Source organism: Paracoccus sp. ME4, from assembly GCF_046736325.1.
Lineage (GTDB): Bacteria > Pseudomonadota > Alphaproteobacteria > Rhodobacterales > Rhodobacteraceae > Paracoccus.
In genome coordinates this window covers 1,940,266-1,957,474 of the sequence record NZ_CP151276.1, presented here as the reverse complement: position 1 = coordinate 1,957,474, position 17,209 = coordinate 1,940,266, and the positions used below count along the sequence as shown (strand labels likewise).

The window sequence follows — 17,209 nt, the reverse complement described above, 5'->3', positions numbered from 1 at the left end:
CGGTCTCAGAACGTGAAGTCGTTGATGTCCAGATCGGTACGGGCGAAATCCTCCAGCACGATCACGGTCGAGGCGTCGATGCGCAGGATCGTGTCGTCGCCGTTCTGGGTCGCCCCGTTGATCGCGCGCTGGACCGAGGCGCGGTCCAGGTCGTCGATGTCCAGCCGGTCCACGCCGTTCTGGAAGTCCAGGACGCGGTCGCGTCCGTCGCCGCGCTCGAACTCGAACTCGTCGGCGCCGAGGCCCCCCGACAGGATGTCGTTGCCGCGCCCGCCGTCCAGCGTGTCGTTGCCCAGCCCGCCGAACAGGCGGTCGTTGCCGTTCTCGCCGTCCAGGTCGTCGCGGCCTTCCTGACCGGACAGCACGTCGTCGCCGTCGTCGCCCTCCAGCTCATCGTCGCCCAGCTGGCCGTTCAGCGTGTCGTTGCCGCGACCGCCCTCCAGCTCGTCGTTGCCCTTGTTGCCGAACAGCCGGTCGTCTCCGTCGCCGCCATAGAGGTCGTCGAACCCGTCGCCGCCCTGCAGCAGGTCATTGCCGCTGCCGCCCCAGATCGAATCGTTGCCCGACCCGCCATAGAGGCGGTCGGCGCCCGCCTCGCCCCAGATCCGGTCCGCGCCGTTCAGGCCGAAGGCCGTGTCGTTGCCCGCGCCCGCATAGATCAGGTCGGCGACCGGGCTGCCGGTGATGCGATCCGCGCCCGAGGTTCCGTTGTAGCGTGCCATGAAGTGATCCTTTCGCGTGTCTCGGGCCGACCATGTCGCGGCCCCTGTGCGAATCGATCTAGCAGGACGACCCTGACAGCAGCCTGACGACACCTGTCAGTGCGCTGTCAGGTCCGTGCCGCTATAAGCGCGGACATGAGCACCCGTCCCCTGATCTTCCTGGCCGCCCTGGCCCTTCTGACGCCCTGGCCCAGCCCGATGCCCGCGCAGGCGCCCGACGCCTCCGACTACGAGACCGCCCGCATGGCCGTCGGGCGGGGCGACATGCTGCCGCTGGAGACGATCCTGGCCGGGGTCGAGGCACGCCATCCGGGCCAGGTCGTCGAGGTCGAACTGGAAGAGGAGGCCGGACTGTGGCTCTATGAGGTCGAAATCCTGACGCCGGACGGCCGCCTGATCGAGATCGAGCTGGACGCCGGAACCGGCGACATCCTGGGATATGGGGAAGACGAGGACTGATGCGCGCGCTTGTGGTCGAGGATGATGCCCGGATCGCCGCCGATCTGGACCGGGCGCTGTCGGCGGCGGGGTTCCGGGTCGAGGCCACCGCATCGGGGCGCGATGCGTGGTTCCGCGGGGGCACCGAGAGCTTCGACCTGATCGTGCTGGATTTGGGCCTGCCCGATCTGGACGGGCTGACCCTGCTCAAGCGCTGGCGGTCCGAGGGCTGCGATGCGCCGGTGCTGATCCTGACCGCGCGCGGTGCCTGGACCGAGCGGGTCGAGGGGATCGAGGCGGGGGCCGACGACTATCTGCCGAAACCCTTCCGCATGGAGGAGCTGGTCGCCCGCGCCCGCGCGCTGGTGCGCCGCGCGGGGGGGCGGGCCGATCCGCGCATCGAGGCCGGGCGCCTCATCGTGGACCTGAACCGCATGACCGCGCTGGTCGACGGGGTGCCGGCCGCGCTGACGCCGCTGGAGTTCCGCCTCATCGCCTATCTGGCGCTGCACCGCGACCGCGTCGTCGCCCCGACCGAACTGCTGGAGCATCTCTACGGCGATGACGACGCGCGCGAGGCCAATGCGCTGGAGGCGGTCGTGACGCGGCTGCGCCGCAAGCTGGGACCGGGGATCGTGGCGACGCGGCGCGGCTTCGGCTATCTGCTGGAGCCCGCCGATTGAGGCCGCTGTCGCTGCGCTGGCGGCTGATGCTGATCGGTGGCGCGACGATCCTTCTGGTGCTGGCGCTGTCGCTGACCATGCTGGCGGTGCTGTTCGACCGCCATGTCCAGCGGGTCGGCGTCTCCGACCTGCGCGACCGCGCGCTGGTCCTGCTGTCGGTGATCGAGCCGCCGGCCGCGCCGGGCGGCGCGCCGGTGATGAGCGATCAGCCGCGCAACCCCTCGTGGCAGCGGCCCTTCTCGGGGCATTACTGGCAGGTCTGGCTGGAGGACGACCTGCTGCGGTCGCGCTCGCTCTGGGACGTGACGCTACCGGTGCCGGAGGTGCCGCCGCCGGTTGGAACCGCGCGCATCCTTGAGCTGGACGGCCCGTCGGGGCAGCGGCTTCTGGCGTTGGATCAGCAGGTGATGGTCGGAAGCGCGGGCCGCACCGCCCCCGTCCGGGTGCTGGTGGCCGAGGACGTGGACGACGCGACCCAGGCCCGCGGCGCCTTCCTGCGCGATCTGATGCCGTGGCTGGGCGGGCTGGCGGCGGTCCTGCTGGCCGCGTCCTTCCTGCAGGTGACGGTGGGCCTGCGTCCGCTGGCGCAGATCGGAGATCTGCTGCGCGCGCTGACCGACGGGCGGCGGCGGCGGCTTGGGGCGGACCTGCCGCGCGAGGTGGCGCCCTTGGCCGCGCAGCTGGACCGCCTGCTGGACGACCGCGACCGCGAGCTGGACCGCGCGCGCCACCGGGCGGGCGATCTGGCCCACGGCTTCAAGACGCCGCTGCAGGCGTTGCTGGGCGAGGCGCGGCGCCTGCGCGATCAGGGCCGCGATCAGGCCGCCGACAGCATCGAGCATGTGGTGACCGTCATGCGCCGCCATGTGGATCGCGAACTGGCGCGCGCGCGCATCCGCACCGACGCCGCCGGGGCGCGGGCCGAACCCGCCGTCGTCGCCGCGCGGCTGGTCCAGGTGCTGCGCCGGACACCGCAGGGCGCGGGCATCGACTGGCGGATCGAGCTGCCGGACGGGCTGGCGCTGCGCATCCAGCCCGACGACCTGACCGAGGCCTTGGGCGCGGTCATGGAGAACGCCGCCCGCCACGCCCGCGACCGCGTCACCGTCACCGCCCGCCCCGAGGGCGCGCTGACCGCGATCGTCGTGCGCGACGACGGGCCGGGCGTGCCGGAACCGGCGCTGGCCCGGCTGACCAAGCGCGGCGTCCGGCTGGACGAGGGGGGCGACGGGCAGGGGATCGGTCTGGCCATCGCCGCCGACATCGCCGAAGCCGCGGGCGGCAGGCTGACCCTGGCCAACGCCCATCCGGGGCTGGCGGTCGGGCTGCTGCTGCCTCGGCATGGCGCGGCCAAGGACGGCTGAGGCGGTCTCAGACGACGCGGGTGGTGACCGGCTCCAGCCCCTCGATGGCGACCGTCGCGACATCGCCGCGCCGCAGGGCGCCGACGCCGGCGGGCGTGCCGGTATAGATCAGGTCCCCCGGCGCCAGCGTCACCAGCCGCGACAGGTGGGCGATGATGTCCGCGACGGGCCAGATCATCGCCGACAGGTCGCTGTCCTGCCGCACCTGCCCATTGACACTGAGCGTCAGCCGCCCGCGCCGCATCGGCCCATCCGCGCGGCGGATCGCGCCGCAGACCGCCGACCGGTCGAAGCCCTTGGCCATGTCCCATGGCCGGCCCGCCGCCTTGGCCTGCGCCTGAAGGTCGCGGCGCGTCAGGTCGTTGCCCGCCGCATGGCCCCAGATCAGTCCCGTGGCCTGATCGGGCGACAGGTCGGCCCCGCCCGCGCCTAGGGCCACGACCAGCTCGCCCTCGAAATGCAGATCCGCCGTGGCGGCGGGATAGGGCAGGTCGGCATCGCCGGTCAGCAGCGCATCGGCGGGCTTGGTGAAGAAGAAGGGCGGCTCGCGGTCGGGATCATGGCCCATCTCGCGCGCGTGGTCCGCATAGTTGCGCCCGACGCAGAAGATGCGGCGCACGGGAAAGCGCGTCTCCTCGCCCGCCACGGGGACGGAGGGCGTCGGGGCGGGGGGCAGGACGAAGCTGCTCATGCCGCGAACAGCCCGTCGAAATCGGCGAATCCCTTGACCTCGATCGGGTTGCCCGAGGGGTCGAAGAAGAACATCGTCCGCTGTTCGCCGGGCTGGCCCTCGAACCGGATCTGCGGGGGGATGTCGAAGGCGATGCCCGCCGCCTCCAGCCGCGCGGCCAGATCCAGCCAGTCCGCCAGCGGCAGCACCACGCCCAGATGCGGCATCATCACCATGTGATCGCCGACGCGGCCCGTGCGGGTGGTCGGAAAGGGCGTTCCCAGATGCAGCGACAGCTGATGGCCGAAGAAGTCGAAATCCACCCAGCTGTCGGTCGAGCGCCCCTCGGCGCAGCCCAGCACGCCGCCATAGAAGACGCGCGCGGCGTCCAGATCGGTCACATGGATGGCAAGGTGGAACAGGGATCTCATCGCGGCCTCCGGCATGTCAGGCGTCAGTGATGCACGTCCTGCAATCGCGGCGCAAGATCAGCGCAGCGCGTCCAGCACCCGGCCCACCTGCCGCGCGGTGTCGTCCCATCCCGGCAGCGCCGCCCCGGCCCGGGCCGCAGCCTGGGCGCAGGCCGCGCGGCGGTCCGGATCGGCCAGCAGCGTGCGCAGCGCCCCGGCCAGCGCGGGGGCATCGTCGGGTTCGACCAGCAGGCCCGCATCACCCGGCACCGTGTCGGGCACCGCGCCGGTGCGGGTGCTGACGATGGGCAGGCCGTGGGACAGCGCCTCGTCGAAGACGATGCCATAGCCCTCATAGCGCGTGGCCAGCGCAAAGACCGACGCCTGCCGATAGAGGGCGCGCAGACGGTCGTCGTCCACCCGTCCCGCCAGCGTCAGGCGCTGGCCCAGTCCCGTGCGCGCGATCCGCGCCTGCAGGGCCGCGACGTGGTCCGCGTCCCAGGGGTTGCCGACGATCACCGCCTGCCAGTCCAGATCGCGCAGCCCAGCCAGCGCGTCGATCAGCACGTCATGCCCCTTGCGCGGATGCAGGATGCCCACCGACAGGATCAGCGGCGGGTCCACGGGGTGGGAGCGCTCCGCCTGCGGCGCCAAGTCGGTGCCGGGGCGCGCGACGGTTATGCGCTCGGCCGGCACGTCGTAGCGGTCGATCAGCATCTGGCGGGTATGCGGGCTGGGCACCAGGATGTGCCGGGCATGGGCCAGATTGGCACGCTCGGTTCGCCACAGGTGGTCGGCCAGATCGGCGGGCAGGGCGCTCTCCTGCGCCAGCGGGTGATGGATCATCGCGACGATGGGTGCCGTGATCGCGGCCACGCCATCGGGGTCAAGCGCGCCGAAGGCCAGCCCATCCACGATCACCGGCCGGTCGGCAGGCAGCGCCTGCAGTCGGGCGACGGCATCGGCCATCTGGCCCGCATCGGGGGTCGGAAAGGCATCGGACAGCGACAGGACCGCGACATCGCGGCCCTGGGCGCGAAGGCCCTCGACCAGGCGGCGGTCATAGACATAGCCGCCGGTCAGCGTGGTGATGTCGCCGGGCAGGGCGAAGGTCAGCGTTCGGGTCTGGATCACGGATCGGCCTGGATGGTTGCTGCGGGGGCAGGGGCAGGCAGGGGGGCTGTGCCACGGCGCTGCGCCAGAAGCACCAGCACGCCCGGCAGGCTGCTGGCCAGGAAGACCAGGCCGAAGGCCAGGCTGGCCGCCAGACCGGCCTGCGCCGACGCGCCCACCAGCGGGAACAGCGCGGCGGCCGCGCCTTCGCGCAGGCCCCAACCGCTGACGGTCAGCGGCAGGATCATGGTCAGCAGGATCAGCGGCACCAGCACCGCGGCCTCGGACGGGGACAGGACGGTGCCGGTGGCCCGCGCGCAGAAAGCGAAGGCCGCCAGGTTCACCACGGTGATCGACAGGTTCAGCGCCAGCTGGCGCGGCAGCGCGCCCGGCGCCAGAAGCGTCACCCGCAGTGCGCGGCGCAGATCGCGCACCATGCCGCCCGCGCGCCCGCCCAGCTGCCCGACCCCGGCCAGCACGACGATCAGCGCGACCGCGCCCGCCATCAGCGTGCCGATGAGGCCCATGACCCAGGTGGGCAGCGTTAGCCCGCCCGGCATCACCGTGACGGTCAGCGCCCCCACGGCCAGCACCAAGAACAGCGAGACCTGTCCCGCCAGCCGTTCGATCGCGACCGCCGCACCGGCCCGGCGCAGCCCCGCCTGATGGCGGGCGCGCACCGCCCGGCCCGCATCGCCCAGCACGCCGCCGGGGAGCGACTGGTTCACCACCTGCGCCAGATAGTATTCGCCGATGGCCCGCGTCATCGGGATGCTCTGATCAAGCTGTCGCGCCGTGACCCGCCAGCGCAGCGCGGAGAGGACCGTCTGCACGGTCAGGGCCAGCATCGCCGCGCCCAGCCAGAAGGGATCGGCCTGCGCCAGCAGGCGCAACGCCTGCCGGCCGTCCAGCCCGAACCACAAAAGCGTCATGACCCCGAGGGCCACCAGGATCTGCAAAGGTCGTGTCACGGTCATCATGCAGGAGGCACGTCCGAGACCCCGGAAAAGTTTCGCAGAAAATCATCACGAATGCGATCCATCGGCATCGCGGGCAGTCCCGCGGGCGGGATCAGCCCCGGCCTGAGGCCCCAGTCCAGCGTCCGGGCGACCAGATCGGGCGGGCCGATGACATGCAGCGGCACCTCGCGCCGGTCGTCGAGGCCGATGGTGGTGGCCGCCTGATGGTCGCCCACCAGCAGGATCAGCGGCGGGCGCTCCTGGCGGGCCGCATATTCCAGCACCGCCGTCAGCCCGTAGGAGATCGTGTCGCGGTACTGCGCCCGCACGCGGTCATAGTCGCGCCAGACGACGCTGGGCGGGTCGCCCTCCTGCGCCATGGCGTCGAATTCGGTGCCGTCGCCGATCGCCTCCCAGTCCAGCATCCGCGGCACCGGCGTCCAGGGCGCGTGCGACGAGATCAGCGCGATCTGCGCAAAGAGCGGGCGCGGATCGCTGCCGTCGCGCAGCAGCCGGTCGGTCGCGGTCAGGGTGAACTGGTCGGGCATGGTGACCCAGTTGAAGGGCTGGCCGCGATAGCCCAGATCGGGCGCGGCCAGAATGCGCTGAAAGCCCATCGTCGCGGCCTCGGGCCAGGGGCGGACGATGGCCGGCATCACCGCCGCGGTGCGGAACCCGGCCTCTGCGGCATGGTGGAACAGGGTCCGGCGCCCGCTGGCGATGGCCGCCTGATAGCGGGTCTGGTCGCTGACCCACAGCCCGTTGGCCAGCGTCGCATGGGCCAGCCAGCTCTGCCCGCCATGCGTGGGCGAGGTCACGAAGCCCGATGCCGTGGCCAAACCCCGCGCCTCCAGCGCGGCCTGCGCCTCGCGCAGGATCGGCAGATGGGCGCTGCTGAAGAAGTCGGTGTCGAAGCTGGTGCGGCCGTAGCTTTCCAGAAAGATGACCAGCACGTCGCGGTCGATCAGCGACAGGGGCTGCGCCAGCCCGGCCATCGCGTCCTCCGCCGCCATCTCGCGAAAGCGGCGCAGCTCCGTCAGGGTGCGGCGCGACAGCTCCAGCCGGTCGGCGGCGAAGGCCGCCGTCTGCGGCACCGGGATCGCGATGCCGTGGCCGGGCAGCACCGAGACCGCCCCGACCAGCATCGCGGCCCCCGCCAGCCCCGCCATGCGCGGGCCGCGACCCGCAGGGGCCAGACGCATCAGCTTGCCCATTGCCCACCACAGCCCCGCCGCGATCAGCACCGTCGCCAGGATCGCGCCCAGGACCGCCGTGACCGCCGCCGCGACGCCCAGGCTGCCCGCGATCAGCCGCACCGAGGCGTCGATCAGCGGCAGATCGCCCACCGGGTTGAACCGCCGCCCCAAGGTCTGCAGCATCGCCAGATCCGCGACCTTCAGCACCGTCACCGGCGTCAGCAGGCCGACCACGGCCAGCCGCAGCGGCAGGGCCGTCCAGCCGCGCCCCAAGGCCACCGCCAGCAGCAGGATCGCCAGGAGTTCCGGGGCGGGCCGCAGCCATGTGCCCCAGCCAAGGGCCGCGGGCGAGGCGGGCAGGGCCAGCACCGCCTGCATCAGCAGCAGGGCCAGCAGGATGGGAAGGAGCCACGATCTCACCGATGCGACCGCAGCCATACGACGTCGCGCAGGAAGGACCAGGCCAGCGCCACCGATGCGACGCGCGCCAGCATGATCGCCATGTCCTCGGACAGGACCGGGACCTGAAGCGCGATCAGCGTGGCCAGCTGCAGCACGCAGATGCCCTTCCGGACATAGCTGACTGGCAGCGGCGCCATGATCCACGGCCAGATCAGGCCCGCGCCCACGAACAGATAGCGCATGACGCCCAGCACCAGGACCTCGGCGCCGACCGGGCTGCCCGACAGGGCGTGCAGCGCCAGGATCAGCGCAAGCCCGGCATCGACCTCCATGTCGAAGCGCGCCCCGAACTCCGAGCACAGCCCGCTGCGCCGCGCCAGGAACCCGTCCACCCCGTCCAGCGACAGGGACAGCGCGGCGATGCCCGCCACGATCCAGCCCGCCGCCTCGCCGCCGATCAGCGGCGCGATCAGCGCGGTGGTCAGCGCCAGCCGCATCAGCGTGACGACGTTGCACGCGCCCATGCGGTCATGCGGGTAGTGGCGGTGCATCGCGACCGCGACCAGCGCCGCCGCCACCAGATAGGCCCCGCCCGCGATCAGCGCACCGGTGCCCTGGCCCAGGACCATCACGCCCACGCCCAGGTTCAGCGCCAGACCGGCCGGAACCGCCAGGACCAGCGCCTCGGTCAGGTGCCGCCGCGACGGGGTGTCGGGAAGGGGTCGGGACGGGGCTGTGTCTGGGCGCGATGCTTGCATCGGCTGAACATATGGCAGGCGCATGACGCGTCAAGCGGACTTCGCGGGGACTTGTGCGGATCGGGATGTGGCGTATCCTTGTCCGCAGCGGAGGGCTGCATCATGGATCACCGACCCCCAGGCTACGGCACCACGGCGCGCATCCTGCACTGGCTGGTGGCGGCGCTGATCCTGGCGATGATTCCCGTCGGTCTGGTGATGGTGCGCGACGGGCTGGACCGGGCTCTGGGCGACGCGCTCTACCTGTTTCACAAAAACGTAGGCGCGGCGCTGATCGCGCTGGTGGCGCTGCGGCTGATCTGGCGGCTGACGCACCGGCCCGCGCCGCTGCCCGACAGCCTGCCGGGCTGGCAGCGGGCGGCGGCGGGCCTGTCGCATCTGGCGCTCTATGCGCTGCTGATCGTGATGCCGCTGTCGGGCTATGTCCGGGTCCGGGCCGGGGGGTTTCCCATCGAATCGCTGGACGCCCTGGGACTGCCCACGCTGGTGCCGCGCTCCGAGCCCCTCGCCGACGCCGCCAGCGCCCTGCACGAGGCCGCAGCCTGGGCGCTGATCGCGCTGCTGGCGCTGCATGTGGCGGCGGCGCTGCACCATGCCGTCATCCGGCGCGACGGGGTCTGGGCCCGGATCTGGCCACCGCGGGGGCGATAGGCACGGGACGCTGGACAGGCACGGTCGCAGGGCGTATGTCGGGGCGCCGCAATGCTGCGGCGACGCTTCCTCACATTTTCTTCACGACGGGTTGAACGAAACCGGCGCGTTCGGCGTTCGACGGTGACGTCGAAAGTTTCGTATCTAGGAGATGCCGTGTCCAAGACCCTTGAAGTGACGATCATCGCGGTGATCGTGGCCTCCCTCACGGCTGTGCTGGCTTTGGACATGATGGTGCCCTTGGGAACGGCGGTGTGGCTGATCTACATCCTGCCGCTGAGCCTTTCGTTCTTCTCGCGCCGGGCGTGGATGCCTCCGATCACGGCGGCTGTCGTCTGCGCGGCGATGTTCGCGGCCTATTTCAAGGATACCGGCGGCATCGACCCCACCCTGGCGGCGATCAACCGCTCGATGGCGGGGCTGGTCTATCTGTGCCTGGGCCTTCTGGGCAACCGGCTGATCCGCAACCGCCTGCGGCTGGAGGACAACGACTGGATCACCGGCACGCAGGTCGCGTTGTCGCGTGCCATCCAGGGTGACCTGACGGTGGACCGGCTTGGCCGGCAGATCCTGTCGGTGCTGGCCGACCGGACCGGCGCGCGCGCGGCCGTCGTCTACGGGCGCGATGCGGACGGGTTCCAGCGGCTGGCGCATTGGGGCACCGACGCGGCCCTCTTGGCCGAGCGCATGTCCGCTGATGCGGGCCATCTGGCGCGGGCCGCCGCCGATCCGCAGGTCCTGCAGCTGACCCTGCCGCCCGAGCAGGCCCTGGGCTGGGGTTCGGGGCTGGCGCGCGGGCGCACGGCGCATGCGCTGATCGTGCCGATGCGCGACGGCACGGCCGTGAACGGGCTGATCGAGTTCGGTCTGGACCGGCCTGCACCGGCGCGGATGGTCGATCTGTTCGACCGCATCGCCGACAAGCTGGGCATCGCCCTGCGTTCGGCCCATTACCGCGAGCAGCTGCGCGAGCTGCTGGAGGAGACCCGCCGCCAGGCCGAGGAGCTGCGCGCCCATGGCGAGGAGCTGGCCGCCTCGAACGAGGAGCTGGAGGAGCAGACCCGCGCCCTGCAGGACAGCCACCGCCGCCTGGAGGCCCAGCAGACCGAGCTGGAGACCCAGAACGCCCAGCTGGAGAACCAGACCCAGGAGCTGGAGGAGCAGCGCGACGCCCTGGCGCGCTCGCGCCGCATGCTGGAGGATCAGGCCGAGGCCCTGTCGCGCGAGAGCCGCTACAAGTCCGAATTCGTCGCCAACATGAGCCACGAGCTGCGCACCCCGCTGAACGCGCTGCTGATCATGTCGCGCCTGCTGGCCGAGAACCGCTCGCGCACGCTGACCGATGAACAGGTGCGTTGGGCCGAGACGATCGAGGCGTCGGGCAAGGACCTGCTGGCGCTGATCAACGACATCCTGGACCTCTCCAAGATCGAATCGGGCAAGCTGGAGATGTCCGAGGACGAGATCCGGCCCCAGGCCGTCGCCGACAAGCTGGTCCGCGCCTTCGAGGCGCAGGCCCGTGCCAAGGGCCTGACCCTGAGCGCCCGCGTCGACCCGGCGTCCCCCACGATCCGCAGCGACCGGCAGCGGCTGGAGCAGGTGCTGCGCAATTTCGTCTCGAACGCGCTGAAGTTCACCGAGCGCGGAGAGGTCGTGCTGCACATCGCCCCGGCGGGCGACGGGCTGGCCTTCGGCGTCAAGGACAGCGGCATCGGCATCGACGCCGATCAGCAGGAGACCGTCTTCGAGGCGTTCCGCCAGGCGGACGGCACCATCTCGCGCCGGTTCGGCGGCACCGGGCTGGGCCTGTCGATCTCGCGCGAGCTGGCCGACCTGCTGGGCGGGCGGATCACGCTGGAGAGCGCCAAGGGCCAGGGCAGCACCTTCACGCTGATCCTGCCCGCCAACCCGCCGCGCCAGAGCGCCGCGGCGCCGCGCAGGCCCGCCCCGGCCCGCGGCCCCGTCGCGCCCATGCCCGCCCTTCCCGAGCCCGAGGGCGCGTCGGTCATGCTGGACGCGCTGCCCGGCCTGACCGACGACCGCGACATCATCGAGCCGGGACAGCGGGTGATGCTGGTCGTCGAGGACGATCCGGCCTTCGCGCGCATCCTTCTGGATCTGGCGCGCGAGCTGGGCTTCCGCTGCGTCTGCGTCAGCCGGGCCGATGACGCGGTCCTGGCCGCGCGGCATTTCCTGCCGCAGGCGATCGTGCTGGACGTGGGCCTGCCCGACCATTCCGGCCTCTCGGCGCTGGACCGGCTGAAGCGCGATGTCAGCACGCGCCACATCCCCGTGCACATGGTCTCGGCCGAGGACTACATGCTGGAGGCGATGGCGCAGGGCGCGATCAGCTACATGATGAAGCCCGTCAGCCGCGAGCAGCTGGTCGAGGCCTTCCGCAGCCTGGAGAACCGGCTGGAGCAGCGCATGCGCCGGGTGCTGATCGTGGAGGACGATCCCGCGCAGATGGAGGGGCTGAAGGCGCTCCTGGCCAGCGACGAGGTCGAGACGGTAGGCGCCGAGACCGCCGCCCGCGCGCTGGAGATCTGCCGCAGCCAGACCGTCGACTGCATCGTGCTGGACATGACGCTGCCCGACGCGTCGGGCTTCGATCTGCTGGAGCAGCTGGACCAGGACGGCACCGCGTCCTTCCCGCCGGTGATCGTCTATACCGCGCGGACCCTGTCCGAGGCCGAGGAGCAGCGCCTGCGCCGCTATTCGAAATCCATCATCATCAAGGGCGCGAAATCGCCCGAACGGCTGATCAACGAGGTCACGCTGTTCCTGCACCAGGTGGTCAGCGACCTGCCCGACAAGCAGCGCGAGATGCTGGCCGCTTCGCTGAACCGCGACGCCCAGCTGGAGGGCCGCCGCATCCTGGTGGTCGAGGACGACATCCGCAACGTCTATGCCCTGACGGGCGTCTTCGAGCCGCATGGCGCGACCGTGCAGATCGCCCGCAACGGGCGCGAGGCGCTGGAGGCCCTGGGGCGCATCAACGACGGGGCCGCGCCCAGGGTCGATCTGGTGCTGATGGACGTGATGATGCCCGAGATGGACGGCCTGACCGCCACGCGCGAGATCCGCAAGATCGACCGCTGGAAGTCGCTGCCCATCATCATGCTGACCGCCAAGGCCATGGCCGAGGATCAGAACCAGTGCCTGGCCGCGGGGGCGAACGACTATCTGCCCAAGCCGCTGGACGTGGACAAGCTACTGTCGCTGACCCGCGTCTGGATGCCCCGATGAGCGTCGAGCCCGTTCCCCTCAGCGCGGTCGAGGCGATCGAGCTGGACCTGTTCCTGGACGCGCTGAACCGGCGCTATCACTATGATTTCCGGTCCTATTCCCGAAGTTCCCTGCAGCGGCGGGCCGAGGTCGCCTGCACCCGGCTGAACTGCGCCACCCTGTCGGAGCTTCAGGGCCGGATGCTGCACGACCCGTCGGTCCTGCCCGACATCATCGACGCCATGACCGTGCAGGTCAGCGAGATGTTCCGTGATCCGGGCTATTACCTGACGCTGCGGCGCGAGGTGATCCCGCATCTGCGGACCTTCCCCTCGCTCAAGGTCTGGGTGGCGGGATGCGCGGATGGCGAGGAGCTCTATTCCATGGCCATCCTGTTCCAGGAGGAGGGGCTGTTCGACCGCACCCTGTTCTATGCGACCGAGATCAACCGCCGCGCCCTGGCCCGGGCGGAGGTCGGGGTCTATGACATCGACCGCCTGCCGGTCTTCTCGCAGAACTATCAGCAGGCGGGGGGGCAGGGGTCGCTTTCGGACTACTATACCGCCGCCTATGGGCGCGCGGCCTTCAACCGGGCGCTGCGGGGTCGCACCGTCTTCACCGAACACAACCTGGCCACCGACCAGGTGTTCTCGGAGGTGCATCTGGTTTCCTGCCGCAACGTTCTGATCTATTTCGACAATACCTTGCAGAACCGGGCCTTGGGGCTTTTTGCCGAGGCCCTGGCCCGCGGCGGCTTCCTGGGGCTCGGCTCGCACGAGACGCTTCGTTTTTCCGACCATGCCGCGTCCTTCGCGGCCTTTGCCGAACCCGACCGGATCTGGCGCCGCACCGCCATCGTCCAGGAGACCGCCCATGCCCGATAGACCCATCCGCTTCCTGATCGTCGACGACATCGCCGAGAACCACATGGCGCTGGAGGCGCTGCTGCGGCGCGACGGGCTGGTCGTGGACAGCGCCCGGTCGGCCACCGAGGCGCTGGAGCTGATGCTGCGGCACGACTATGCGCTGGCCTTCCTGGACGTGCAGATGCCCGGCACCGACGGCTATGAGCTGGCCGAGCTGATGCGCTCGACCGAGCGGACGCGGGGCGTGCCGATCATCTTCGTCACCGCCGCCGAGATGGACGAGGCGCGCCGCTTCCGCGGCTACGAGGCGGGTGCGGTCGACTACATCTTCAAGCCCATCGACCCGGTGGTGCTGAAGTCCAAGGCCGAGGTCTTCTTCCGCATCGGCCGCCAGGCCAAGGAGCTGGAACGCCAGCGCGACGAGATGCAGGACATCGCCCGTCACCGCGACCGCGTGATGGCGCAGCTCAAGGCGCATGCCGACAATTCGCCGCTGGCCTTCGTCACGCTGGACCGCGACCTGTGCCTGCGCAGCTGGTCCAAGGGGGCCGAGCGGATGTTCGGACGCGTGGCGGGCGACATGCTGGGGATGGCCGCGACCGCCTCGGGCTGGCTGGACGCGCAGGGGGCGGCGCTGCTGGCGGGCTGGCTGAACGACGATCATGACGGCGCGCCGCGCTTCTCGACCGAGCTGCTGCTGGATCACGTCGATATCGGCCCTATCCCCTGCGAGGTCTACGGCTCGGTCCTGGCGGACGGGCCGGGGCAGCCGTCGCTGTCGCTGCAGATCCTGGACGTCACCGAACGCAAGCAGGCCGAGGAGGTCCGCGCCCTGCTGATCGGAGAGCTGAACCACCGCATCAAGAACACGCTGGCCAACGTCCAGGCCATCGCCCGCCAGAGCCTGCGGCAGTCCGACAGCTTAGCCGATTTCGAGCGCAGCTTCGGCGGCCGCCTGCAGGCGCTGGCGCGCGCACATTCGATCCTGTCGGACGCCACCTGGGCCAGCGCGCCGCTGGATCAGCTGATCGACGACCAGATCAGCTCTGGAACGCTGGATGCCGACCGGCTGCACCGCGACGGCCCCCCGGTCGAGCTGTCGCCCGACACCATGCTGCGCATGGCGCTGACGCTGCACGAGCTGGGCACCAACGCGGCGAAATACGGCGCGCTGTCCGCGCCGCAGGGGATGATCCACCTGTCCTGGCGGCTGGATGCCGGCCGGCTGATCCTGACCTGGCGCGAAAGCGGCGGGCCGCCGGTCACGCCGCCGCAGCGCCAGGGCTTCGGCACCACGCTGATCGGCGCGGCGGGCGGGGGGGATGCGGCGGCGGTCACCGCCGACTGGCAGCCCGGCGGCGTGGTCTGGACCATTGCGGTGGCCGATGGCGTTACGCAGTTGCCCGGCGCGCCCGGATCGGGGGCCATTCCGGGCCTGCAGGTGCCGCCCCGCCCGCGCGCGCTGAAGGGCGCCCGCGTCCTGCTGATCGAGGACGAGCCCCTTGTCGCGCTGGACCTGCGCTATGAGCTGGAGGATGCCGGCGCGACCGTCACCGGCGTCGCCCGCACCGTGGCCGAGGCGCTGGAGGCTGCGCGTCGCGACGCCATCGACCTCGCGCTGCTGGACGGCAACCTCAAGGGAGAGCCGGTGGACGAGGTCGCGGCCCTGCTGGACAGCCTGTCGGTGCCGTTCTGCTTCGTCTCGGGCTACGGGCGCGAGCATCTGCCGCAGGGCTTCGACCACGCGCCGCTGATCGAGAAGCCCTTCCGCCCCGACACGCTGCGCACCATCCTGACCGCGCTCTTGGCGCGTGAGGTGCCGGATGCGGCGGAATAAGGACAGTCTTCCTGTCCCATCCGGGCGGCCCCGCCCCGCCGTTCATCCGCGCCCAACCGCAGGGGACTCCCGTTCCGCCCTGGTCGGGCGTCGGGCGAACGACGGTCCGTCGCGGCGCGGCGATGCGGCACCCGCCCGGCTTGCGCCCGGCGGCGGTTTCGGGCAGGACCGCGCCCTGAATTTCGGCAAGCAGACAGGACGCGGATGACCGGCGCGGCGATCACATTCGAGGGGCTGGGCAAGTCCTTTCCCAAGGCGGGCGGCCAGGTGACGGCGTTGGCCGACATCACCCTGTCGGTCCCTGCGGGCAGCATCACCGGCATCATCGGCCGGTCCGGCGCGGGCAAGTCCACGTTGCTGCGCATGGTGAACGGGCTGGAGCGGCCGACGACGGGCCGCGTCACCGTCTCGGGCCGCGACGTGGGCACCGCCACCGGGTCCGCGCTGCGCGCGATCCGGCGCGATGTCGGCATGATCTTCCAGCACTTCAACCTGCTGGCCTCGCGCACGGTGCGGGGCAACATCGCCCTGCCGCTGGAGGTCGCGGGCACGCCGCGCGGCCAGATCCGCGCCCGCGTCGACCAGCTGATCGAGCAGGTGGGCCTTGGCGCGCTGGCCGACCGCTATCCGGCGGAACTGTCGGGCGGGCAGAAGCAGCGCGTGGGCATCGCCCGCGCCCTGGCCACCGGCCCCAAGGTCCTCCTGTCGGACGAGGCGACCAGTGCGCTGGACCCCGAGACCACGCAGACCGTCCTGGACCTGCTGGCCCAGATCAACCGCGACCTGGGCGTCAGCGTCCTGCTGATCACGCATGAGATGGCCGTGCTGCGCGACATCGCCAGCCACATGGCGGTGATCGAGGCGGGCCGCATCGTCGAGGCCGGCCCGACCTACGACATCTTTGCGCGGCCGCAGCACGCGACCACGCGGCGCTTCCTGTCCGGCGTCACCGGGGCCACGCTGCCGGCCTTCGTCGCGGCGCGGCTGCAGACCGATCCGCCGGGCGATCAGGTGATCCGCGTGACCTTTGCCGGAACGCATGCGACCGACCCGATGCTGGCGCGTCTGGCGACCGATCTGGGCATCAGCGCCAACATCCTGGGCGGCACCATCGAGGAGATCGGCACGCGCCCCTTCGGCAACCTGCTGATCTCGGTCCCCCAGGACCGGGGCGACCAGGCCCGCGCCTTTCTTGAGCAACACGGTCTGACCACGGAGGTGCTGGGCCATGTCCGCTAACCTGATCCCGATCCTGTGGGACGCGACGCTGCAGACCCTCTACATGGTCGCCATCTCGGCGATCCTGGGGACGTTGGGCGGGCTGCCCCTCGGCGTGTTCCTGGCCTGCTCTCAGCGGGGGGAACTGCTGTCGGCGCCGTGGATCAACAAGGTGCTGGGGCTGGTGGTGAACGCCACCCGTTCGGTCCCGTTCATCATCTTGGTGGTGGCGATCATTCCCTTCACGCGGGCCGTGGTCGGCACGTCGATCGGCACGGACGCGGCCATCGTGCCGCTGACCCTGGCCGCCATCCCCTTCATCGCGCGGCTGGTGGAAAACGCCATCCGCGAGGTCGATGCCGGCCTGATCGAGGCCGCGCGCGCCATGGGTGCGACGCCGTTCCAGATCATCCGCAAGGTGCTGATCCCCGAGGCGCTGCCCGGCATCACCCTGGGCCTGACCCTGGCCGTGGTCAGCCTGATCGGCTATTCCGCGATGGTCGGCGCGGTCGGCGGGCAGGGCCTGGGCGATCTGGGCATCCGCTATGGCTATCAGCGCTTCATGCCCGAGGTCATGGCTGCCGTCGTCGTCATCCTGATCGTGCTGGTGCAGCTGGTCCAGTCGCTTGGCGAATGGATCGCGGCCCGCGTCGACCGCCGCGCGCCCCGCAACCGCGGCGCCTGAATTTTCCGC

At 71.1% G+C, this 17,209-nt stretch carries 16 protein-coding genes; 9 read left to right on the top strand and 7 right to left on the bottom strand.

Annotated features, from left to right (window positions below; all coding sequences use genetic code 11):
* Positions 1 to 5: 5 nt before the first annotated feature.
* The gene (locus tag AACG61_RS10010) at positions 6 to 722 is read right to left on the bottom strand and encodes a calcium-binding protein (protein WP_411836993.1); all 717 of its coding nucleotides are present in this window, start codon (positions 720 to 722) and stop codon (positions 6 to 8) included.
* 135 nt (positions 723 to 857) lie between these two features.
* On the opposite strand from AACG61_RS10010, the gene AACG61_RS10005 reads away from it, so the two are divergent.
* Genes AACG61_RS10005 through AACG61_RS09995 form a run of 3 tightly spaced genes read left to right on the top strand, consistent with a single transcriptional unit; the run spans position 858 to position 3,207 of the window.
* A complete protein-coding gene (locus AACG61_RS10005) occupies positions 858 to 1,181 on the top strand; it encodes a PepSY domain-containing protein (RefSeq protein WP_411836992.1) in 324 nt (107 codons plus the stop codon).
* Positions 1,181 to 1,843 carry a response regulator gene (locus tag AACG61_RS10000; RefSeq protein WP_411836991.1) on the top strand — a complete coding sequence of 221 codons (663 nt, stop codon included), beginning with the start codon at positions 1,181 to 1,183 and terminating at the stop codon, positions 1,841 to 1,843. The genes AACG61_RS10005 and AACG61_RS10000 overlap by 1 nt, the downstream gene beginning before the upstream one ends.
* Complete coding sequence (locus tag AACG61_RS09995; RefSeq protein ID WP_411836990.1) at positions 1,840 to 3,207, top strand: sensor histidine kinase; 1,368 nt, start codon at positions 1,840 to 1,842, stop codon at positions 3,205 to 3,207. Before AACG61_RS10000 ends, AACG61_RS09995 begins: the two co-directional genes overlap by 4 nt.
* A gap of 7 nt (positions 3,208 to 3,214) precedes the next feature.
* On the opposite strand, the gene AACG61_RS09990 is transcribed toward AACG61_RS09995, so the two are convergent.
* The 6 genes from AACG61_RS09990 to AACG61_RS09965 are packed head-to-tail and all read right to left on the bottom strand — an operon-like array spanning position 3,215 to position 8,715.
* Positions 3,215 to 3,898 carry a fumarylacetoacetate hydrolase family protein gene (locus AACG61_RS09990; protein WP_411836989.1) on the bottom strand — a complete coding sequence of 228 codons (684 nt, stop codon included), beginning with the start codon at positions 3,896 to 3,898 and terminating at the stop codon, positions 3,215 to 3,217.
* Positions 3,895 to 4,308: a VOC family protein gene (locus AACG61_RS09985; RefSeq protein WP_411836988.1), complete on the bottom strand. Its 414-nt coding sequence runs from the start codon at positions 4,306 to 4,308 to the stop codon at positions 3,895 to 3,897. The genes AACG61_RS09990 and AACG61_RS09985 overlap by 4 nt, the downstream gene beginning before the upstream one ends.
* Before the next feature lie 57 nt (positions 4,309 to 4,365).
* Positions 4,366 to 5,418, bottom strand: a complete 1,053-nt coding sequence (locus AACG61_RS09980; RefSeq protein ID WP_411839496.1) for a glycosyltransferase family 4 protein — start codon at positions 5,416 to 5,418, stop codon at positions 4,366 to 4,368.
* A complete protein-coding gene (locus tag AACG61_RS09975) occupies positions 5,418 to 6,380 on the bottom strand; it encodes a lysylphosphatidylglycerol synthase transmembrane domain-containing protein (RefSeq protein ID WP_411836987.1) in 963 nt (320 codons plus the stop codon). Before AACG61_RS09975 ends, AACG61_RS09980 begins: the two co-directional genes overlap by 1 nt.
* A complete protein-coding gene (locus tag AACG61_RS09970; RefSeq protein ID WP_411836986.1) occupies positions 6,377 to 7,975 on the bottom strand; it encodes a sulfatase-like hydrolase/transferase in 1,599 nt (532 codons plus the stop codon). Before AACG61_RS09970 ends, AACG61_RS09975 begins: the two co-directional genes overlap by 4 nt.
* Entirely contained in the window at positions 7,972 to 8,715 is a 744-nt protein-coding gene (locus AACG61_RS09965) for a CDP-alcohol phosphatidyltransferase family protein (protein WP_411836985.1), read from the bottom strand. Before AACG61_RS09965 ends, AACG61_RS09970 begins: the two co-directional genes overlap by 4 nt.
* A 102-nt stretch (positions 8,716 to 8,817) precedes the next feature.
* On the opposite strand from AACG61_RS09965, the gene AACG61_RS09960 reads away from it, so the two are divergent.
* From AACG61_RS09960 to AACG61_RS09935, 6 genes are all read left to right on the top strand, one after another.
* The gene (locus AACG61_RS09960; protein WP_411836984.1) at positions 8,818 to 9,366 is read left to right on the top strand and encodes a cytochrome b; all 549 of its coding nucleotides are present in this window, start codon (positions 8,818 to 8,820) and stop codon (positions 9,364 to 9,366) included.
* A 156-nt stretch (positions 9,367 to 9,522) separates the two neighbouring features.
* Positions 9,523 to 12,615, top strand: coding sequence for a response regulator (locus AACG61_RS09955; RefSeq protein ID WP_411836983.1), 3,093 nt, complete (start codon positions 9,523 to 9,525; stop codon positions 12,613 to 12,615).
* The gene (locus AACG61_RS09950) at positions 12,612 to 13,478 is read left to right on the top strand and encodes a CheR family methyltransferase (RefSeq protein ID WP_411836982.1); all 867 of its coding nucleotides are present in this window, start codon (positions 12,612 to 12,614) and stop codon (positions 13,476 to 13,478) included. The genes AACG61_RS09955 and AACG61_RS09950 overlap by 4 nt, the downstream gene beginning before the upstream one ends.
* Positions 13,468 to 15,297, top strand: a complete 1,830-nt coding sequence (locus AACG61_RS09945; RefSeq protein ID WP_411836981.1) for a response regulator — start codon at positions 13,468 to 13,470, stop codon at positions 15,295 to 15,297. The genes AACG61_RS09950 and AACG61_RS09945 overlap by 11 nt, the downstream gene beginning before the upstream one ends.
* Before the next feature lie 204 nt (positions 15,298 to 15,501).
* The gene (locus AACG61_RS09940) at positions 15,502 to 16,536 is read left to right on the top strand and encodes a methionine ABC transporter ATP-binding protein (RefSeq protein WP_411836980.1); all 1,035 of its coding nucleotides are present in this window, start codon (positions 15,502 to 15,504) and stop codon (positions 16,534 to 16,536) included.
* A complete protein-coding gene (locus AACG61_RS09935; protein WP_045981317.1) occupies positions 16,526 to 17,200 on the top strand; it encodes a methionine ABC transporter permease in 675 nt (224 codons plus the stop codon). Before AACG61_RS09940 ends, AACG61_RS09935 begins: the two co-directional genes overlap by 11 nt.
* Positions 17,201 to 17,209 lie beyond the last annotated feature (9 nt).